Source organism: Streptomyces sp. NPDC104307 (genome assembly GCF_055584045.1).
On sequence record NZ_JBVJMU010000002.1, the window covers coordinates 32,920 to 48,009 of the forward strand.

Below are 15,090 nucleotides of genomic sequence, written 5' to 3' on the forward strand. Positions count from 1 at the left end.
GGCTGGGACTCGCGCCGCAGAGCCGCTGCCGCCCCACGGGCGGACAGCGGGAGTCCCACGACGGGCCCTGAGGGGGCCCTAAGGCCTCTCGGGGCTGCGGCCGTGCCAGTCCAGGCACATCACCAGGGAGTCGTCGGCTGCCGGGCCGGAACCCCGGTGGCCCAGCAGTTCCTGCAGCATCACTCTGGGCACCTGGGCGGCGGGCAGCAGCCGGGTGCTGTTGATCGACGCGGCCAGGGCGCGGAGGCTGTACTTCTCGCCGCCGGGAGACAGGGCGTCGTACACACCGTCGCTGATGAAGAGCAACCGGTCTCCGGGTTCGACCCGGAAGTGCTGTGGGACGTACGCGGTGTCCTCGAACATCCCCAGCGGCATCTGCGCCTCCAGCTCGACCTGTTCGACGGCTCCCCTGCGCACCCGCCAGACCCGTGGTGAACCGGCGTCGATGATCTCCACGTTCCCCGTCGGGAGGTGAAAGCGGAAGAGCAGCGTGGACAGGTACCGCTCCCCGCCGTACTGCCCGTACACCGCCTGATCGGCCAGATACGCCTGATCGCCCAGGCTCAGGCCGGCGCGGCGGGCGTTGCGGAGCGCGTTGACCGCGAGGTTCGTCAGCAGCGCGGCATCGATCCCCTCACCCATACCGTTGCTGACGGTCACGTACAGGTCATCGGCCGAGGCCGACCAGTCGAAGCAGTCACCGAAGATGGCGTAGGCGGGCTCCAGCTGGGCGCCGAGGCTGTACTCCGGCCGGGCGCACGAGCGACCGGGCAGCAGCTGCCACTGCATCTCGGCAGCCAGGGTCAGCCGCTCCGCCCGCCGCGCCTGGAGGAAGAGGTCGGTGTCCCGCTCCGCGACGACCACCTCGTGCGCCAGGGCGTCGGCGCACTGCCGCAGGTCCTCCAGCACTTCCGCGTCGAGTTCCTCGCCCGCCCCCACCCGAAGGGCGACGCCGAGAACGCCGAGCCGGTCACCCCGGACGCTGACCGGCAGGTACACCGTCACCTCGGACGCCGAGCGGTCGTACACACAGTGCGGTTCCTGGGCGCCGAACGCGCGGCCCGGAGCGCTGTCGTGCACCGACACCGGAGGGCGCGTGTGCGGCAGTACGCCGACGGGCTGGAGCCTCGTCATCGCGTAGTCGGCCAACAGCAGCTCAACCGTCCGGGCATGATGGCGGCGCTCGATCAAGGAGCGCATCACGTCGAAGATCCTGTGGGGTGCGGCCTCGCGCAGAGAGCGCTCGACCGCACTGGGTCTGTCCACCGGCACCGGTCGTACTTCCCTTCGCATATCCCCGTCAAAGCGACTGTCTGCATCGACCAGCCGGAATGGGCACCAAAGCCCACCCGGGAGTGTCACACGCCTCGGGCCCCTCCTGCGCCACCGGCCCGTCTCGCTCCCCGCGCCGGGACACTGTCTACTCTCGTACGCATGCAGAGCCTGGCGATGATCGAGAACTGGCCCGTCCCCACCGCGGCGGCGGCCGTCGTACGAGCGGACGGCACCGTCCTGGGGACGCACGGCCCCACCGCGCACCGCTTCCCGCTCGCCTCCGTCACCAAGCCGCTGGCCGCCTACGCGGCGCTGGTGGCGTACGAGGAGGGCGCGGTCGAGCTCGACGAGGCGGCGGGCCCCGAGGGGTCCACGGTCCGGCACCTGCTCGCCCACACCAGCGGCCTCGCCTTCGACGAGCACCGGGTGACGGCCCCGCCCGGCACCCGGCGGCTGTACTCGAACGCGGGCTTCGAGGTGCTCGGCGACCACATCACCAAGGCCACCGGCATCCCGTTCCCGGAGTACGCCCGCCAGGCGGTCCTGGAGCCCCTGGGCATGACCGCGACCACCCTGGACGGCTCGCCCGCCCGCGACGGCGTCTCCACCGTCGACGACCTGGCCCGGTTCGCGGCCGAGGTGCAGGCTCCCCGCCTCCTCGACCCGCGCACGGTGCTTGCGGCACAGAGCGTCGTGCACCCCGGGTTGAAGGGCGTCCTGCCGGGCTACGGCCACCAGAACCCCAACGACTGGGGCCTCGGCTTCGAGATCCGGGACTCCAAGTCCCCGCACTGGACCGGCGCGCACTCCTCTCCCGCGACCTTCGGGCACTTCGGCCAGTCCGGCACGTTCCTGTGGATCGACCCGGTCGCGGGGGCGGCCTGCGTGGCGCTCACCGACCGGGACTTCGGGCCGTGGGCCGCCGAGGTGTGGCCCGCGTTCACGGACGCGGTGCTGGCCGAGCTGTCCGCGTAACCGGACCGGCCCCGGGCCCGGACGCGGCGGCCAGGCACTCGAACCACACCGTCTTGCCGCCGCCGTCCCGGCGCACCTCCACACCCCACTTGTCCGTGAGGGCGTCCACCAGGACCAGCCCCCGCCCGCCCTCGTCGAGCACATCGCCCACGACCGCGCGCGGCACATCCGGACAGCAGTCCGCCACCTCGACGCGGACACCCTCACCGCGCGGGAGCCGGAAGATGAACGTCTGGCAGCGGCGGCCCGGCACATGGCGGACCACATTGGCGATGAGCTCGGTGAGCGCGAGCTCCGCCGCGTCGGCCACGCCCATCAGCCCCCACCCCTTGAGATAGAGGCGCAGGATGCGCCGCAGATGCCGGGCCGAGTGCTCGCCCATGGCGAAGTCGGCTCGGTAGACCGGCTCTTCGGATTCGGCCTCGGTCACGCCCTCGGGGGCAATTACGTGATTCATGTCACCATCGTGCGAGCAAGTGACTACGCTCGGCTACCAAAGGAACCGAACGCCGCAAGGCGTTGCGCATCGCGCCTGCACATCGGAGGTCCCCCACCGTGGCCAACATCCAGTTGCTCGACCCCTGCGCCTCTCCGCTCGACTACTACGGCTGGGAATTACGCCGCCAGCGCGAGGCAGCCGGCCTCAGGCAGCAGCAGTTGGGCGACATCATCTTCTGCACGGGCTCGCTGATCGGCCAGATCGAGACGACGAAGAAGATCCCCACCCGCGACTTCTCCGAACGGGTGGACGCCGCCCTGGGCACGGACGGCATGTTCTCCCGCCTGGTGGGCCTGGTCCTGCGCAGCCAACTCCCAACGTGGTTCCAGGCGTACGCCGAGATGGAGGCCCGCGCCGCGTACATCTCCACGTACCAGGCGCAATTGGTCTACGGGCTGTTGCAGACGGAGGACTACGCGCGGGCCTTGCTCGCCCCCGGCATGCCCAATGACCCGGACAGCCTGGTGGCGGCCCGCATGGAGCGCCAGCGCATCCTGCAGCGGGAGAAGCCGCCCCTGGCCTGGGCCGTTCTGGACGAGGCGGTGCTGTATAGGCCGATCGGCGGGAACAAGGTGATGCGCGCACAACTCCAGCGCTTGTTGGACTACTCCACACACCGCTGGATGCGCATCCAGGTGCTGCCCTTCTCGGCAGGTGAACATGCAAGCCTGGATGGCTCGTTCAACCTGCTGCGCTTCGACGACGACCCGGATCTCGTCTACACCGAGGACCTCATCTCCGGCCATATGACCGCCAGCCCCGACACGGTCAGAGAGGGCTCGCTCCGATACGCTCACCTCCAGGCCGCCTCCCTCTCCGTAGGGGATTCAGCGGCGCTGATCAGCCGCGTCATGGAGGAGCGTTATGGAAACAAGCCCTGCCCTGAAGAGCGCGGAGTGGCGTAAGTCCAGCTACAGCGGAACCACCGGCGGCGACTGCGTCGAGTGCACCGTGACCGGCGGCGCCACCTGGCGTAAGTCGTCGTACAGCGGCAGCACCGGGGGCTGCTGCGTCGAGGTGGCGACCGGCTGCGCCGCCTCCGTGCCGGTCCGCGACAGCAAGGTCCAGGACGGGCCCGTCATCGTCATCGCGGCCGACGCCTGGCGCGGCTTCGTGGCCGGGCTCTGAGGCTCGTACGACGAAGGGGCCCGGGACGTCGTCCCGGGCCCCTTCCGTCTGCTCAGACCGTAGACACACGCCCCGCGTACCGCTGGCTCCAGCCGGTCCCGGTGTCGGCGGTGAGCACCACGTCGTAGTAGCCGTCCTCTGTGGGCCAGTGCACGACGGTCGAGTGGCCGCCGGGGACGGTGTACTTCCGGGTGCCGCCGACGTAGTCGTTGGCCTTCAAGGTGTAACGGACGGTCCGGTTGCCGTCGTTGCGCAGTCTCAGCCTGACCTTGGCGTGTCTGCCGCCGGTCAACTCCGCCTCGACGCGCGGAATACCGATGTGCTGCCTGTCGCTCCCGTGCTCGGGAACCAGTTGTCCGGCGAAGGAGCGCAGGAAGCCGTCGGGGCCGTAGACGGAGAAGGCGTACCTGCCGTCGGTCGCCGTCGCGTCCCAGGTGTACGAGCGGGGGGCCGACCCGGTCACCGTGTACGGCGTGTTGGCGAAGGCCAGGTACCGGTCGGGGAAGACCTGGAGGCTCACCGCCTTGCCCGCGGGGCCCCCGGCCAGCGTCATGGACGCGGTCACCGTACCGGCGGCCCTGTCCTCCGTGAGGGTGGTGTGCGGGTGGAAGGAGAGGCCGCGCGGCTTCATCCTGTTCCGCGACGGCCTCGGCGGGGTCCCGGTGACCGGGTCCGCGATGACGACCGGTCCCGGCCTCGGGTGCGCGAAGTCGATCGCGCTGGTCAGGTCGCCCGCGACGGACCGGCGCCATTCGGTGATGTTCGGGCAGGTGAACGGCTTGCCCAGGTGGGCCGCCCAGGTCTCCAGGAACTTCACGGTCGACGTGTGGTCGAACACCTCGGAGGCGACGTAGCCGCCCCGCGTCCACGGCGAGACCAGCACCATCGGCACCCGGGGGCCGAACCCGTACGGAGTGGTCCCGGAGAACTCGCCTGCCGTGCCCGGCTCCGGGCGCGGGGGAAGGACGTGGTCGAACTTCCCGTCGTTCTCGTCGTAGGTGATGATCACCAGGGTGTGGTTCCAGATGTCCTCGTTGCTCTGGAGCGTCTTGAGGACCTTGTTCATGTAGCGCTCGCCGTGCACCGTGTCGAAGCCCGGGTGCTCGCTCCACGCGGCGGGCATCACCACCCAGGAGACCTCGGGGAGCGGGTGTTCCGCTCCTGGCTCGCAGGCCGCGATCAGGTCCCGGAGGACGGCGTCGAGGTTGGCCTCGGAGTCGTCGTTGGGCGTGGTGGCGCCCTCGTAGACGAAGGAGTTGGCCTTCCAGATCTTGCCGGTGCCCGGTTCGAGGTCTTCCTTGGCCGCCGTGCGGGGGTCGAACGACTTGAAACTGTTGGTCACGTTGCAGCCGTACTCACCGACGAAGCCGCTCTGGAGGCTGCCGGTGACGCCGTTGCCGCTGTTGTCGGAGTAGACCCGCCAGTCGATCCCGGCCTGCTGGAGCTGCTCGGGGACCGTGGTCCAACTGCGGCTGTAGTCGTTCTGCCTGGCGTTGGTGACCTCACCGCCCGCCGCACCGGTCATCAGGTAGTAGCGGTTCGGGATGGTCGGGCCGTGCAGCGAGCAGAAGTTCATGTCGCAGACGGTGTACTGGGAGGCGAGCGAGTACATCCACGGCATGTAGTCGGGCGTGTAGTACCACATGCAGTGGTCGCCCTTGTCCTGCACCCAGGTGTTCCAGCGCCCTTCGTTGGCGCCGTAGAAGCTGTGGTTGTCGCTCCAGGTGGCGGTCGACGGGGCGGGCGGCACGATGGCTCCGGTCGCGTCGCGCTGCTGGAAGACGTCGGTGCCGTCCTGGAATCTCAGGACCTGCTTGTCGTGATGTCCGCGTACACCCGGCAGCTGGCCGAGGTAGTGGTCGAAGGACCGGTTCTCCTGCATCAGGATCACCACGTGCTTCAGATCGGAGATGTCGCCGTGGAAGCCCTTGGGCAGGTGGTATTCGGCGGCCTCGGCCTGTCTGCCGCCGACCGCTTCCGCGACAGGACCGGCCGCCACCGCACCGAGTGCGACGGCGGCCGTCTGGAGCATCCGGCGACGGGTGATGCGGGATTCCTGGGCGGGGCTCACGGTGTCTTCTGTGGCGAGAGTCATCAGGGGGCCTCTGGGGGGAGAGTGATTCAGGGTGCGAACGTCGGCGCTGTCTGCGAAAACTAGGCCGCCGCGGCGAACGGCGGACGAACCATGGCCGTACTCCTGATAAACCGGCAGATGATCTCTCTCGCCGTTGCGCCGGTCGGGGACTTACCGGGGTGAGGATGCCAACAGGCTGCGGTCATCCGGTAGTACGAGATGACGAATGGCCGATACCGTCCGTGCGCGGGAAGGCGCCGCTCCGGACCGGGGCCGACGCGGACGCGAAGGGGAGGGACATGGAGACGCTCGAATGGTGAGCCCCGGCGCGGCGACGGCCGCCGGGCTCATTCGCTCCGCCCCCGCCGGTTGGGCGCCTCAGTCCGGCAGCTCCCAGACCAGCACCTCCGCCGGCCCGCCCGCGACCAGCTCAAGCCCCGCCTCCCCGGCGATCCGGGCCGAATCGCCCGGCCCCAGCTCGTCGTCCGCGATCCGCACGTTCCCGGCGACCACGTGCACGTACACCCGGGGCGAGTCCGGCAGCGCCGTGCGCTCGCCCTCCACCAGCCGCCGCACGTGGAGCATCGCACCCGCCTCCGGCAGGGCGTACGGGGTGGAGTCCGCGATGCCGGGGACCGTCGTGTACGAGGGCTCACCGCCCGGCTCCAGGGGGGCCAGCCACATCTGGAGGAAGGTCAGCGGGGTGTCCCCGTCGTTGCGTTCGACGTGCCGGACCCCGCCCGCCGCGCTGAGGTGCTGGACGTCGCCGGGCCGTACGACCGTGGCGTGGCCGGCGGAGTCGCGGTGGGTCAGCTCGCCCTCCACCACCCAGGTCACGATCTCCGTGTGGCTGTGCGGGTGCTCGTCGAAGCCCGCGCCGGGGGCGAGGCGTTCCTCGTTGCAGGCGAGGACCGGGCCGAAGCGGAGGTTGTCCGGGTCGTAGAAGGTGCCGAAGGAGAAGGAGTGCCGGGACTCGATGCCGGCCGCCTCGTCCCCGCCCCTGAATCGGTCGCCCGAGCGACGTACGGAAATCACCCGCCCCACGGTAGCCCGCGCGGCGGACGGGCCGTCCTACGGATTTCACACAAAGTGACGTGATCTTGCCCGACCGGCCCCGCCCCACCGGGCAGCTGTCCGGATAAGGCAGTCTTGTGTCCGTGCCCCGACCCGATCCTGAGCAGCCCGCTGTGAACGACGCCCATCTCCATGCCGCGACGCTGAAGCGTCTGGAGCAGTCCTCCGGCCGGCTGGCCGCGAACGCGATCGCCCGCATGGACGAGTCACTGCCCTGGTACCGGGCCATGCCACCGGAGAACCGGTCCTGGATCGGTCTGGTCGCCCAGGCCGGAATCGCCGCGTTCACCGAGTGGTTCCGGCATCCGGAGACCCCGCAGGCCATCTCCACCGATGTCTTCGGTACGGCTCCGCGCGAGCTGACCCGAGCCATCACGCTGCGTCAGACCGTCGAGATGGTGCGTACGACGATCGAGGTCATGGAGGCCGCGATCGACGAAGTCGCCGCGCCCGGCGACGAGTCGGTGCTGCGTGAGGCGCTGCTCGTCTACGCCCGCGAGATCGCCTTCGCGACCGCCCAGGTGTACGCCCAGGCCGCAGAGGCCCGGGGTGCCTGGGACGCCCGGCTCGAATCGCTCGTGGTGAACGCGGTGCTGTCCGGGGAGGCCGACGAGGGCGCCGTCTCCCGGGCCGCCGCGCTCGGCTGGAACTCCCCCGAGCACGTCTGCGTGCTGCTGGGGACGGCGCCGGACGGCGACAGCGAGCTGACCGTGGAGGCCATCAGGCGGGCGGCCCGGCACGCCAAGCTCCAGGTGCTGACCGGGGTGCTGGGTACCCGTCTCGTCGTCATCGCGGGCGGCAGCGACAATCCGCTCCAGGTCGCGAAGGCGCTGATCGGGCCGTACGCGGCGGGCCCCGTCGTGGCCGGACCCGTCGTGCCCGACCTGCTGGCGGCCACCCGGTCCGCACAGGCGGCGGCCGCCGGGCTCAAGGCGTGCGGCGCCTGGCAGGACGCCCCCCGGCCGGTGCTGGCGGACGATCTGCTGCCGGAGCGCGCGATGGCGGGCGACCCGGCCGCGCGGGACCAGTTGGTAGAGGAGATCTACAGACCGCTCGAAGAAGCGGGTTCCGCCCTCCTGGAGACGCTGAGTGTGTATCTGGAACAGGCGAGCAGCCTCGAAGGGGCCGCCAGGATGCTCTTCGTCCACCCCAACACCGTGCGCTACCGGCTGCGACGTGTGACAGACGTCACCGGTTGGTCGCCGTCGGATGTCCGCTCGGCGTTCACGCTCCGGATCGCCCTCATCCTGGGGCGTCTGGCCGACAGGGATCTCCAGTCCTAGACTTTTGTCGGACATCAACAATTCCCCATACGGTTCTTCGTCCCTGTCCCCACGGGTGTTCCGGACCGTTCACAAGAGAGAGTGTGAGGGTGCTCGTACTCGTCGCTCCCGGCCAAGGCGCTCAGACGCCCGGCTTCCTGACTCCCTGGCTCGACCTCCCCGGTGCCACCGACCGCATCGCGGCCTGGTCCGACGCCATCGGGCTCGACCTTGCCCACTACGGCACCAAGGCTGACGCGGAGGAGATCCGCGACACCGCGGTGGCCCAGCCGCTGCTGGTCGCCGCCGGTCTGCTGTCCGCTGCCGCACTCGACGCGTCACCGAGTGTCGTCGCAGGTCACAGCGTTGGTGAAATCACCGCAGCCGCCTACGCCGGGGTCATCGGCGAGGACGCCGCCCTCCGCCTCGTACGCACTCGTGGGCTCGGCATGGCCGAGGCCGCCGCGGTGGCCGAGACCGGCATGGCGGCGCTGCTCGGCGGGGACCCCGAGGTCACCATCGCGCACCTGGAGAAGCTCGGACTGACCCCGGCGAACGTCAACGGGGCCGGTCAGATCGTCGCCGCCGGCACCGCGGAGCAGATCGCCGCGCTCGTCGAGGACAAGCCGGAGGGGGTGCGCCGCGTGGTGCCCCTCAAGGTCGCCGGCGCGTTCCACACGCACCACATGGCTCCTGCCGTCGAGCGGCTCCGCGAGGCCGCAGAGGCCCTGGAGGTCTCCGACCCGGCCGTGACATATGTCTCGAACGCCGACGGCAAGGCGGTCGCCACCGGCGCGGAGGTCATCTCGCGCCTGGTCGGCCAGGTCGCCAACCCGGTGCGCTGGGACCTGTGCATGGAGACCTTCAAGGAACTGGGCGTCACCGCGCTGATCGAGGCCTGCCCCGGCGGCACGCTCACCGGTCTCGCCAAGCGCGCGATGCCCGGTGTGAAGACGCTCGCGCTCAAGACCCCCGACGACCTCGACGCTGCCCGCGCGCTCATCGCTGAGCACGCGGGCGCCTAAGGAGCCCGAGAGCATGTCGAAGATCAAGCCCAGCAAGGGCGCCCCGTACGCACGGATCATGGGTGTCGGCGGCTACCGCCCGACCCGGGTCGTGCCGAACGAGGTGATCCTCGAAACGATCGACTCGTCGGACGAGTGGATCCGCTCCCGGTCCGGCATCGCCACCCGTCACTGGGCCTCCGACGAGGAGACCGTGTCCGCGATGTCCGTCGAGGCGTCCGGCAAGGCCATCGCGGATGCCGGGATCGACCCCTCGCAGATCGGCGCGGTCGTCGTCTCGACCGTCTCGCACTTCAAGCAGACCCCGGCCATCGCCACCGAGATCGCCCACAGGATCGGCGCGGGCAAGCCCGCCGCCTTCGACATCTCGGCCGGCTGCGCGGGCTTCGGCTACGGCCTGACGCTCGCCAAGGGCATGATCGTCGAGGGCTCGGCCCAGTACGTGCTCGTGATCGGCGTGGAGCGGCTGAGCGACCTCACCGACCTGAACGACCGCGCGACGGCGTTCCTGTTCGGTGACGGCGCCGGTGCCGTGATCGTCGGCCCGTCCGACGTGCCCGCGATCGGCCCCACGGTGTGGGGCTCCGAGGGCGACAAGTCGGACACGATCAAGCAGACCGTGGCGTGGGACACCTTCCACGCCGACCGTCCGGAGAAGTTCCCGGCCATCACGCAGGAGGGCCAGGCGGTCTTCCGCTGGGCCGTCTTCGAGATGGCGAAGGTCGCCCAGCAGGCGCTGGACGCGGCCGGGATCGCTCCGGAAGACCTGGACGTCTTCATTCCGCACCAGGCGAACATGCGGATCATCGACTCGATGGTGAAGACACTGAAGCTGCCGGATCACGTCAGGGTCGCCCGTGACGTGGAGACCACCGGCAACACCTCCGCCGCCTCGATTCCGCTCGCTATGGAGCGGCTTCTGGCGACCGGTCAGGCGAAGAGCGGCGACACCGCGCTCGTCATCGGCTTCGGGGCGGGTCTCGTCTACGCCGCGACGGTCGTTACCCTCCCCTAGGCACACCGGGTCTTTTCGCCCGGACACCCGAACCCAGCAGATATACACCGAAGGAGCGCCAACATGGCCGCCACGCAGAAGGAGATCCTCGACGGTCTCGCCGAGATCGTCAACGAGATCGCCGGTATCCCGGCCGAGGACGTCGAGCTGGAGAAGTCCTTCACCGACGACCTGGACGTCGACTCGCTGTCCATGGTCGAGGTCGTCGTCGCCGCCGAGGAGCGCTTCGACGTCAAGATCCCCGACGAGGACGTCAAGAACCTCAAGACGGTTGGCGACGCCACCGACTACATCCTCAAGCACCAGGCCTGATCCAGCCGGTTCGTGTGTCGCCACCCGGCGGTGGCGCCGCTGATTCACGACCCTCTACACGTGGAGAAGATTTTCCAGTGAACTCGACCAATCGCACCGTGGTCGTCACCGGTATCGGCGCAACCACTCCGCTGGGTGGCGATTCCGCATCGACCTGGGAAGGTCTGATGGCCGGCCGGTCCGGCGTCAAGCCTCTTGAGGGCGAACGTTTCGCCGAACTGCCCGTCCGGATCGCGGCTCTCGCGGCCGTCGACCCGGGCGACGTCCTGCCCCGCCCGCTCGCCCGCAAGCTGGACCGCTCGGCGCAGTTCGCGCTGATCGCGGCCCGTGAGGCGTGGGCGGACGCGGGCTTCACCGGCAAGGCCGGTGAGGACGCCAAGATCCAGCCCGAGCGGCTGGGCTCGGTCATCGCCTCCGGTATCGGCGGCGTGATCACCCTGCTCGACCAGTACGACGTGCTCAAGGAGAAGGGCGTACGCCGCGTCTCCCCGCACACCGTTCCCATGCTCATGCCCAACGGTCCGGCCGCCAACGTCGGTATCGAGGTGAACGCCCAGGCGGGCGTCCACACCCCGGTCTCCGCCTGTGCGTCGGGCGCGGAGGCGATCGGGTACGCCGTCGAGATGATCCGCACCGGCCGTGCCGATGTGGTCCTCGCCGGTGGCACCGAGGCGGCCATCCACCCGCTGCCGATCGCCGCGTTCGCCAACATGATGGCGATGTCCAAGAGCAACGACGAGCCCGAGAAGGCCTCGCGTCCGTACGACACCGCCCGTGACGGCTTCGTCCTCGGCGAGGGCGCCGGCGTCGTCGTCCTGGAGTCCGCGGAGCACGCCGCCGCGCGTGGCGCCCGGGTCTACGCCGAGGTGCTGGGCCAGGGGCTGTCCGCGGACGCCCACCACATCGCGCAGCCCGAGCCGACCGGGCGCGGTATCGCCGCGGCGATGCAGAACCTGCTGGACCAGACGGACCTCAAGCCGTCCGAGGTCGTGCACCTCAACGCGCACGCGACGTCGACGCCGCAGGGTGACGTGGCGGAGCTGAGGGCGCTGCGCAAGATCCTGGGCGACGACCTGGACCATGTCGCGATCTCCGCGACGAAGTCGATGACGGGTCACCTGCTCGGTGGCGCGGGCGGCATCGAGACCGTGGCCACGGTCCTGGCGCTGCACCACCGGATCGCTCCGCCGACCATCAACATCGAGAACCTCGACGACGCGGTCGAGGCGGACATCGTGCGCGACGCGCCCCGGCCGCTGCCGGAGGGGCCGGTCGCGGCGATCAACAACTCGTTCGGGTTCGGCGGGCACAACGTGGTGCTGGCGTTCCGTAGCGTGTGACGCTGCCTCGTGAAGCCCGCTTCCCCCGTACCGGGGAGGCGGGCTTCACGCATGGAGCGGGCCGTACTTTGCGGCGGGCCCTCCTCGGGGGCGCTGCCCCCGAACCCCCGCTCCTCAATCGCCGGAGAGGCTTGATTTTGCCTCGGGCCCCAGCCTTGCTGAGCGCAACCCAGCGGCAGATGCGCACCCAGCCGGGCAAAACCAGCCCCGCCGGCGATTGAGGCGCGGGGGGCGGGGCGGAGCCCCGGTTGGGGCCGGACCAAGCCCCGCCGGCGATTGAGGCGCGGGGTCCGGGGCAGCGCCCCGTGAACCGGCCCCCGGTTACACCACCTGGTGGAGCCAGCGGACCGGCGCGCCCTCGCCCGCGTGGCGGAAGGACTCCAGTTCGTCGTCCCACGGCTTGCCGAGGAGCTTGGCGATCTCCGCCTCAAGATCCGTCTCCCCCCGGACGGACCGCGCCAGCGCGGCCCGCAGCCGGTCCTCCGGGACCAGGATGTCGCCGTGCATGCCGGTGACCGCGTGGAAGATGCCCAGCTGGGGCGTGGCGCTGTAGCGCTCGCCCTCCGCGGTGGGCGACGGCTCCGCCGTCACCTCGAAGCGCAGCAGGTCCCAGCCCCGAAGGGCCGAGGCGAGCTTCGACGCCGTGCCGGGACGGGCCTGCCAGGAGAACTCGGACCGCCAGGTGCCGGGCGCGGCCGGCTGTCTGATCCAGTCGAGCTGGACCCGCACACCAAGGACACCCGCCACCGCCCATTCGACATGTGGGCAGAGCGCGCGCGGTGCGGAGTGAACGTACAGGACTCCACGTGTCGTCACCGGGACCTCCAGTGTGGGACGAGGTTCGCCTTCCCCAGCGGCCTCGCGCCCGTACCGCCTCTTTCCAGCCGCTTCCCGAGGTTGTCATCAGTAAACAGCATCGGGAGTTAATCTCCGGAAAGGGGACAGTATGTGACGTGATGTGATGTTCGGAAGCCACCCGAGTGGAGCCGGACAGCCGAAGGAACCACTGGTTCGACGGGGAAAAGCTACCGTGCGGCGGCGTCCGAGGTGTGACGTACCGTCGGTCCTGGGCCCATCATTCGCGCAGCATTCACCCAGCGGAGCGCGCGGGCCCGCCGACCGGTGCCAAGAGGGTTTGCCGGGGGCATGGACAGGAGGGGACCAAGGGATGCCGGAACGCTCCGTACGGCGCCGATCGCGCGGCGCGCTGGCCGCGCTGGCCGCGTTGTCGTGTCTCGGCACGGCGGTACTGGCCGGCTGCGACTCCGGCTCGGACCGCACGACGAAGGGCGCGTCCGCCGGGCACCCCTCGGCGGCGGCCGCACCGGTCTGGGACCGCAGCCCGGGATCCGTCGCGGCGGTCGGGGACTCCATCACCCGCGGGTTCGACGCCTGCTCGGTGCTGGCGGACTGCCCGGAGGTCTCCTGGTCCACCGGCACGGACAGCGCGGTGAACAGCCTCGCCGTACGGCTGCTCGGCGCCTCCGGCGCGGCGGACCACAGCTGGAACCACGCGGCGACGGGCGCCCGGATCGCCCAGCTGCCGGAGCAGATGGCGCTGGCCGCGAAGGAGGACCCCGCGCTGGTGACGGTGATGATCGGCGCCAACGACGCCTGCCGGGACTCGGTGCGGGCCATGACTCCGGTGGCTGATTTCCGTAGGTCGTTCGAGGCGTCGATGCGTCAGCTGCGCGACACCGCGCCGAAGGCCCAGGTGTACGTGTCGAGCGTGCCGGACCTGAAACGGCTCTGGTCGACGGGGCGCGTCAACCAGCTGGGCAAGCAGATCTGGAAGCTGGGCATCTGCAAGTCGATGCTGGCCGACGCGGACGACATGAGCGCCTCCGCCGTGACGCGGCGCTCGGAGGTGCAGGACCGCGTGGTGGCGTACAACGGGGTGCTGCGCGAGGTGTGCGCGAAGGACGTGCGCTGCCGTTACGACGGCGGGGCGGTCTTCGACTACCGGTTCACCGGCAAGCAGCTCAGCCAGTGGGACTGGTTCCACCCGGGGCGCAACGGGCAGGCCCGGCTGGCGGAGATCGCGTACCGCAATGTCACGGCCGCCCGGCCGCCCGCGTAGGACCGCGCCGGTCTACAGTGCGTGATCATGGACACGGGTTCGAACACGGTGACGCGCACGGAAGACTTCGGCACCCTCGGGGACGGCACGGCCGTGCACCGCTGGACGCTGGAGCGGGACGGCACGCGGGTGCGCGTGCTGACGTACGGCGGCATCGTGCAGTCGGTCGAGGTGCCGGACCGGGACGGGGTGCGGACCGGTGTGGCGCTCGGGCTGCCGGACCTCGCCGCGTACCTGAAGTACACCGGGCCCTACTTCGGCGCGCTGGTCGGGCGGTACGCGAACCGGATCGGCGGCGCGGCCTTCGAGCTGGACGGACGGACCCATCGGCTCACCCGCAACGAGGGGCGCAACCAGGTGCACGGCGGGGCCCTCGGCTTCGACAAGCGCGTGTGGAAGGCCCGGGAGATCGCGGACGGGGTGGAGCTGTCCCTGGTCTCGGCGGACGGTGAGGAGGGCTTCCCGGGGCGGCTGGAGCTCTCGGTGGCGTACACGCTGGACGCGGGCGGTTCGCTGCGGATCGCGTACCGGGCGACGACGGACGCGCCGACCGTGCTGAACCTGACCAATCACACGTACTGGAACCTGGCGGGCGCCGGCAGCGGCAGCGCGCTCGGCCAGCGGCTGCGGATCGCGGCCGGGCTGATCACTCCGGCGGACGCGGAGTCGCTGCCGACGGGCGAGTTCCGGCCGGTGGAGGGGACCCGGTTCGACTTCCGGGAGCCCCGTCCGGTGTCCGGTGGGTTCGACCACAACTACGTACTGGACGCGGACACGCCCGGTCCGGCGGCCGAGCTGTACGACGAGGCGTCCGGGCGCGCGCTGACCGTCGCGACCACGGAACCAGGTCTCCAGCTCTACACGGCGGACCACTTCGACGGGGAGCCGTTCGGGCCGTGCGCCGGCATCGCGCTGGAGACCCAGCACTTCCCCGACTCCCCGAACCGGCCGGAGTTCCCGAGCACGGTGCTGCGGCCGGGCGAGGAGTACGTGTCGAGGACGGTGTACGGCTTCTCGGTGCGCTGAGCCGG

15 protein-coding genes are annotated in these 15,090 nt (G+C 70.5%); 10 read left to right on the top strand and 5 right to left on the bottom strand.

Translation table 11 applies throughout. The features are described from left to right. Window positions 1–78: 78 nt before the first annotated feature. Window positions 79–1,266 carry a PP2C family protein-serine/threonine phosphatase gene (locus ACZ601_RS06865; protein ID WP_469533977.1) on the bottom strand — a complete coding sequence of 396 codons (1,188 nt, stop codon included), beginning with the start codon at window positions 1,264–1,266 and terminating at the stop codon, window positions 79–81. A gap of 168 nt (window positions 1,267–1,434) precedes the next feature. On the opposite strand from ACZ601_RS06865, the gene ACZ601_RS06870 reads away from it, so the two are divergent. Further along, window positions 1,435–2,250 carry a serine hydrolase domain-containing protein gene (locus ACZ601_RS06870; RefSeq protein WP_469533982.1) on the top strand — a complete coding sequence of 272 codons (816 nt, stop codon included), beginning with the start codon at window positions 1,435–1,437 and terminating at the stop codon, window positions 2,248–2,250. Here ACZ601_RS06870 and ACZ601_RS06875 read toward each other — a convergent pair. Then, a complete protein-coding gene (locus ACZ601_RS06875) occupies window positions 2,216–2,707 on the bottom strand; it encodes an ATP-binding protein (RefSeq protein WP_469533985.1) in 492 nt (163 codons plus the stop codon). The two genes, ACZ601_RS06870 and ACZ601_RS06875, sit on opposite strands and share 35 nt — an antisense overlap. A gap of 98 nt (window positions 2,708–2,805) precedes the next feature. On the opposite strand from ACZ601_RS06875, the gene ACZ601_RS06880 reads away from it, so the two are divergent. Next, window positions 2,806–3,654 carry a helix-turn-helix domain-containing protein gene (locus ACZ601_RS06880; protein WP_469533988.1) on the top strand — a complete coding sequence of 283 codons (849 nt, stop codon included), beginning with the start codon at window positions 2,806–2,808 and terminating at the stop codon, window positions 3,652–3,654. Beyond that, on the top strand, window positions 3,614–3,877 hold the full coding sequence (locus ACZ601_RS06885) for a DUF397 domain-containing protein (protein WP_469533991.1): 264 nt from the start codon (window positions 3,614–3,616) through the stop codon (window positions 3,875–3,877). The genes ACZ601_RS06880 and ACZ601_RS06885 overlap by 41 nt, the downstream gene beginning before the upstream one ends. 52 nt (window positions 3,878–3,929) lie before the next feature. On the opposite strand, the gene ACZ601_RS06890 is transcribed toward ACZ601_RS06885, so the two are convergent. Beyond that, entirely contained in the window at window positions 3,930–5,948 is a 2,019-nt protein-coding gene (locus tag ACZ601_RS06890) for an alkaline phosphatase family protein (protein ID WP_469533993.1), read from the bottom strand. 381 nt (window positions 5,949–6,329) lie between these two features. Further along, the gene (locus ACZ601_RS06895; RefSeq protein ID WP_469533995.1) at window positions 6,330–6,986 is read right to left on the bottom strand and encodes a pirin family protein; all 657 of its coding nucleotides are present in this window, start codon (window positions 6,984–6,986) and stop codon (window positions 6,330–6,332) included. 122 nt (window positions 6,987–7,108) lie between these two features. On the opposite strand from ACZ601_RS06895, the gene ACZ601_RS06900 reads away from it, so the two are divergent. The 5 genes from ACZ601_RS06900 (at window position 7,109) to fabF (ending at window position 11,979) form a co-directional block, all read left to right on the top strand. Then, on the top strand, window positions 7,109–8,308 hold the full coding sequence (locus ACZ601_RS06900; RefSeq protein ID WP_469533997.1) for a PucR family transcriptional regulator: 1,200 nt from the start codon (window positions 7,109–7,111) through the stop codon (window positions 8,306–8,308). Window positions 8,309–8,397: 89 nt separating this feature from the next. Next, on the top strand, window positions 8,398–9,312 hold the full coding sequence (locus ACZ601_RS06905) for an ACP S-malonyltransferase (RefSeq protein ID WP_440574628.1): 915 nt from the start codon (window positions 8,398–8,400) through the stop codon (window positions 9,310–9,312). A 13-nt stretch (window positions 9,313–9,325) separates the two neighbouring features. Next, window positions 9,326–10,327 (top strand): beta-ketoacyl-ACP synthase 3, encoded by a 1,002-nt coding sequence (locus ACZ601_RS06910; protein ID WP_469534000.1) that lies wholly within the window; start codon window positions 9,326–9,328, stop codon window positions 10,325–10,327. Between the two features lie 63 nt (window positions 10,328–10,390). Then, a complete protein-coding gene (locus tag ACZ601_RS06915; protein ID WP_327336723.1) occupies window positions 10,391–10,639 on the top strand; it encodes an acyl carrier protein in 249 nt (82 codons plus the stop codon). 77 nt (window positions 10,640–10,716) lie between these two features. Beyond that, entirely contained in the window at window positions 10,717–11,979 is a 1,263-nt protein-coding gene (fabF, locus tag ACZ601_RS06920) for a beta-ketoacyl-ACP synthase II (RefSeq protein WP_469534003.1), read from the top strand. A gap of 321 nt (window positions 11,980–12,300) precedes the next feature. Here fabF and ACZ601_RS06925 read toward each other — a convergent pair whose 3' ends face one another. Next, entirely contained in the window at window positions 12,301–12,795 is a 495-nt protein-coding gene (locus tag ACZ601_RS06925; RefSeq protein WP_440574631.1) for a DUF3145 domain-containing protein, read from the bottom strand. Between the two features lie 352 nt (window positions 12,796–13,147). Here ACZ601_RS06925 and ACZ601_RS06930 point away from each other — a divergent pair, with 352 nt between their 5' ends. Together ACZ601_RS06930 and ACZ601_RS06935 are read left to right on the top strand one after the other, a co-directional pair. Beyond that, window positions 13,148–14,059, top strand: coding sequence for an SGNH/GDSL hydrolase family protein (locus ACZ601_RS06930; RefSeq protein ID WP_469534006.1), 912 nt, complete (start codon window positions 13,148–13,150; stop codon window positions 14,057–14,059). 27 nt (window positions 14,060–14,086) lie between these two features. Then, window positions 14,087–15,085: an aldose epimerase family protein gene (locus tag ACZ601_RS06935; protein WP_469534009.1), complete on the top strand. Its 999-nt coding sequence runs from the start codon at window positions 14,087–14,089 to the stop codon at window positions 15,083–15,085. Window positions 15,086–15,090 lie beyond the last annotated feature (5 nt).